The 4194-nt window shown below is 56.0% G+C and carries 3 protein-coding genes and 3 pseudogenes; 3 read left to right on the forward strand and 3 right to left on the reverse strand.

Translation table 11 applies throughout. From position 1 onward, the window contains the following. Nucleotides 1-314 (reverse strand): annotated as a pseudogene (locus tag BC363_RS29170) (acetyltransferase); the annotation flags it as partial. Between BC363_RS29170 and BC363_RS36155 the strand changes: the two are divergent. The 3 genes and pseudogenes from BC363_RS36155 to BC363_RS33985 form a co-directional block, all read left to right on the forward strand. Beyond that, nucleotides 291-495 (forward strand): annotated as a pseudogene (locus BC363_RS36155) (DUF922 domain-containing protein); the annotation flags it as partial. The pseudogenes BC363_RS29170 and BC363_RS36155 overlap by 24 nt on opposite strands. Before the next feature lie 254 nt (nt 496-749). After that, nucleotides 750-1280 carry an adenylyl-sulfate kinase gene (gene cysC / locus BC363_RS29175; RefSeq protein WP_348272178.1) on the forward strand — a complete coding sequence of 177 codons (531 nt, stop codon included), beginning with the start codon at nt 750-752 and terminating at the stop codon, nt 1278-1280. 443 nt (nt 1281-1723) lie between these two features. Continuing rightward, the gene (locus BC363_RS33985) at nt 1724-3007 is read left to right on the forward strand and encodes a hypothetical protein (RefSeq protein ID WP_141690474.1); all 1284 of its coding nucleotides are present in this window, start codon (nt 1724-1726) and stop codon (nt 3005-3007) included. On the opposite strand, the gene BC363_RS29180 is transcribed toward BC363_RS33985, so the two are convergent. Then, the gene (locus BC363_RS29180) at nt 2928-3764 is read right to left on the reverse strand and encodes a capsular polysaccharide synthesis protein (RefSeq protein ID WP_161952498.1); all 837 of its coding nucleotides are present in this window, start codon (nt 3762-3764) and stop codon (nt 2928-2930) included. The two genes, BC363_RS33985 and BC363_RS29180, sit on opposite strands and share 80 nt — an antisense overlap. A gap of 249 nt (nt 3765-4013) precedes the next feature. Then, nucleotides 4014-4194 (reverse strand): annotated as a pseudogene (locus BC363_RS29185) (acetyltransferase); the annotation flags it as partial.

Here is a 4194-nt window from a genome sequence, read left to right on the forward strand (position 1 = left end):
AGGTTGTCCATGCGTTCGCCAATACCGGCATTGAACCGGTCACGGATGAGCTTGGCAGGCACGCCGCCGACGATCGTATAGGGGGCGACGTCCTTGGAGACGACAGCGCCCGCGCCGATCACCGCACCATTGCCAACATTGACCCCGGGCAGCAGCGTTGCGTCGTGGCCGATGGTGACCCGGTTGGACCGGCGCCAGGCGAAGAGATCGTGATCGACTTCGGTATCGTCCCAATAGTTCGGAGCGCGGTAGGTGAAGTGGTGCAGGGTCGCGCGCCAGGTCGGGCCGTAATGCTGTGCGCTATCGAAAATACGACCGTGGGCTTGAGGGTTCGGGATGACACCAAGTGCCGGAAGATTAAAAACGGAAATGACCAAGCGGCTCGGCGCGCATTCCCAGGCGCGCCATATGCGCAGCCGCGACTTCGATGAAGCCGAACTCACGGATGGCGGCAATATCCGCCAGATTACCCCTAAATTGGTGAATGGGCCGTAGCAGTTCGGATTGACAGGTTTGCGGAATCTATAGTTCCTGTCCGCCTGTCGGGAAGATAATGGCTAAGGTTCAGACACGGCTGGCATCCATCCTCTCGCCGACTAACAGGACAATCGAATGGCGGACAACTTCATTTTGAGCGTTCGACTCTTCTACCTGGTTGTTGAGCAGCAATGATGGATTTTCCCGTTCGACCTAAAATGAACATTTGTTTACAGCCAGTCGAGGTCCCAAAGAGATCCCGTGCAGAATTGATGAACCAGAAGCCGGCGGTACTTTGGTTCACGGGCCTTTCAGGGGCAGGCAAATCGACAATCGCTAACCATCTGGAAAAGCTCTTGCACGACGACGGTCGTCACACGATCTTCCTTGACGGCGACAATATTCGGCATGGACTGAATAGCGATCTCGGTTTTGCTGAGACCGACCGCGTGGAGAACATTCGCCGCATAGCCGAGGTCGCCAAACTCATGACAGAGGCTGGGTTGATCGTCATCGTCGCGTTCATTTCGCCATTCCGTTCTGCGCGCCAGTTCGCCCGCGATCTGATGGAACCTGGTGAACTTATAGAGATTTTCGTCGACACTCCTCTGGAGGAATGTATCCAGCGCGACCCTAAGGGCCTGTATAAGCGGGCGCTTTCCGGAGAGCTTCAAAATTTTACTGGAATCGATTCGCCATACGAAGCACCAGAGCGCCCGGAATTGCATTTGCGCACCATGGTGGCAGATCCCGCCCATTTGGCGCAAGAAGTTGAGACATTCCTGAGGGGGAAATTCTACTGAGGTTTGCAGAGCCGTCCTGGAGGTAGAGGGCGTCGATCTTACCTCCGCGATGGCAGTCCTGGCGCGGCACTTCATCCATCATCGGTCGGCTGGCGTCACCGATGATGAAAGCCCAGCTTGCAAGCGGCGTCGCAGGCAGGCGGCAACGGGTATCTCGTTCAATGCGCCGATCGCGGGAGCTCGGTTTGAATGCAGATCAGATTGGGACTGCGCGGAAAAACTGTAGCTATAAACGGGGGGGCAGCGCCGGCCAGAAAGCGCCGATGAAGGTGAGTGGCGAGTAACGTTTGGTTTATCTTCCCCCGCGCGAACGCAGGGGTTGCGTAAGCCCTTGCTGATCTAATAGTGAGCAGTGGCGATCCAGGCTAAAAGCTGCGTCGACAATCCCGGAAAGCCCACTGCCTTGATCGATGGGGAACAAGAAAAACATGAGGGAGCCCAGTGTGAACGTTTCGATTCCAGCCGAGCAGCGTGAGCCTCAGCTTGCCCATCCGAAGGGGCGCATCGGATTGGTAGTGCTTGGTATGCATCGGTCTGGTACCAGTGCGTTAACTCGTGTTCTAAGTTTTCTGGGAGCCGAATTGCCGAATAGACTGATGGGACCTAGTCGAGGCAACGAGACGGGACATTGGGAACCTCAAAATCTGGCTGCTATAAATGACCAATTGTTGTCAGAAGGTGACAGCAGCTGGGATGATTGGAGAAAATTCGATTGTAGGTCATTGGATGAGAGATATCTCCATTTCAGGGACGCTATCGCGGTCTGCCTCCAAGAGGACTTTGGCAATTCGGGACTGTTCGTCTCGAAAGATCCAAGAATCTGTCGGCTGGTGCCTTTATTCAAAGATGCTTCGGATCAGCTCGATGTGGAACTCCGCTACATTATCCCATACCGGAATGCGACTGAGGTTGCCGCTTCACTAAGTGCTCGCGACGGGATTACTGTCGGTTACGCAAAGTTGATGTGGGCGCGACACATACTTGACGCAGAAGCGGAGACCCGTGGTTTAGCCCGGGTTTTTGTGCCTTATGACGCTCTGCTTAGCGATTTCGAGGGCGTGTGCAATCGGATTGGCGCGTGTTTGGACGTAGAGTGGCCGATCTCCGTAACTGAGGCGCGAGTGAACATTGCTGCCTTTTTGAGACCTGACCTCCGGCACCATCAGACGTCCGGAGAGAGCTTGCAGAGCGAGGGAGAGATCGCAGGCTTTGCCGACCAAATACTGGCGAATATTGTCAAGCTTGATCGAAATCCCCGCGACGAAGAGGCCATGAGAGACCTTTCCTTGTTGAAAGAGAAACTCGATAATCCTCGCATGCTTTTTGTGGACGCGACGTTTAGTGAGTTTGTCACTAGGCAGAGGAGAGACGCCGAGAGTTTCCGCTTGCGGTTGGAGAAAATGCAGCAGGATGCGGATGTGAAATCAGAGCAACTGCGTCAACTGCAAGCGGCACAGGAGGCTACCGACGTGAAGCTGGAGCAGGTCCAGCGGCAGATGGCTGCAGCGCAGGAGATTGCTGACGCCAAGGAAGAGCAGCTTCGGCGGCACCAGAACCAATTGCAAGGTGATCTCGCAGATGCCGAGGCTCGTGCGCAAACACTGGAAAGAAGCTTAAACGAGACTTTGAGCAGCTACTCGTGGAGAGCTACACGCCCATTGCGTAAGTTGGCTGGCCTTCTAGGTAATGCGGCGCCGGGGGGAGGCCCTCGCTCAGGCGCGAAATGAAGGTTGGGCCGGTGCTAGGCATCGCCGTCTCTAACTTGTAAGTGAGTTTCTGAATCCATGACCGGTCCAGTACGCTCCGGTATAGGTCGTATTCGAAGGGCTGGCCGAGCAGCGCCTGCAGCTCATGTGGGGTGGCTGCGCTGTGAAACGGCACATCTTTCCATAGCTTGCTCAGCCTATGCTGAGCGAGCACAACAGCTTCAAACAAATAGTGGAACATGAAGTAGTCACCGGGCTTCTCAGCGCGAAGCCAATAATCCTGATAGGCGGCACTTATTGCGACCGTTAGGGGGGTCTCTGATCTCGCGTGCATAAACCAATTGGCCAGGACCCGGGGGTCATAGGGCCACCGGAATACGAAAAAGTCACTTTCTTCAATCCACTGTGGAATAGCGCGGTCGATCAGAACGGTTGCGTCTATCCAGGTTCCGCCATACCGCTCAAGCAACATCAAACGCGCCAAATTTGAAAACTTTGTCCACCCCCAGAAGGGGATTCTGTCCATAACCCTGCCAGGTATATCCAGGTAATCGCCCACGGTTTCAGCGGTAAGCACGATGCGTTTCCTGCCGCCGGCATTCATTTCGACCGAACTGAGGCAGGTCTGCACGATCGGCGGAGCCTTTTCCGCTCCCTGGGCCCAGAATTGCCAAATCGGCCCAAGCTGGCCTTGGCGAAGTGGTGGCTTTTCGACACTTTTGCAGTGATTTATCGCGGCATAACGCGCTGCCAAGTGTTGGGCGCTGTTGGTCCTCATTTGCAACGCGATCGCCCTACGCCGTAAGCTCCATGGGAGGAATGGGGCGACGGCGACGTGCGTTGCGAGCAGGAGTCGCATGCGACCCGCACTGCGGCGCATACCCTGAACCAAATAGTCCTGCATTGAATTAGCCCCCATACGCAACCAAGGCCGTAATAGTTGGGATTTGGGGCGACGGCAATCGCGCCCGGTCGACCAACTGAACGATGCGGAAATCGCGCACGAGGGCTCGGGTGGCCCTGCAACTCACGTGTAGCGAACGAGAAATTCCTCGGCGGTCAGCTCGCGGAAATCGTCGAGCGCCTTGCGCAGGCGCTGATGGTCCCAATCCCACCAGGCGAGGTTGTCCATGCGTTCGCCAATACCGGCATTGAACCGGTCACGGATGAGCTTGGCAGGCACGCCGCCGACGATCGTATAGGGGGCG

The sequence above is a fragment of the Ensifer sp. LC384 genome (assembly GCF_001695865.1).
Lineage (GTDB): Bacteria > Pseudomonadota > Alphaproteobacteria > Rhizobiales > Rhizobiaceae > Ensifer.

Excerpts from the sequence above, each read along its gene's own strand:
- cysC (WP_348272178.1), top strand. The coding sequence starts at position 750 with ATGAACCAGAAGCCGGCGGTACTTTGGTTCACGGGCCTTTCAGGGGCA.
- BC363_RS29180 (WP_161952498.1), bottom strand. The coding sequence starts at position 3,764 with ATGAGGACCAACAGCGCCCAACACTTGGCAGCGCGTTATGCCGCGATA.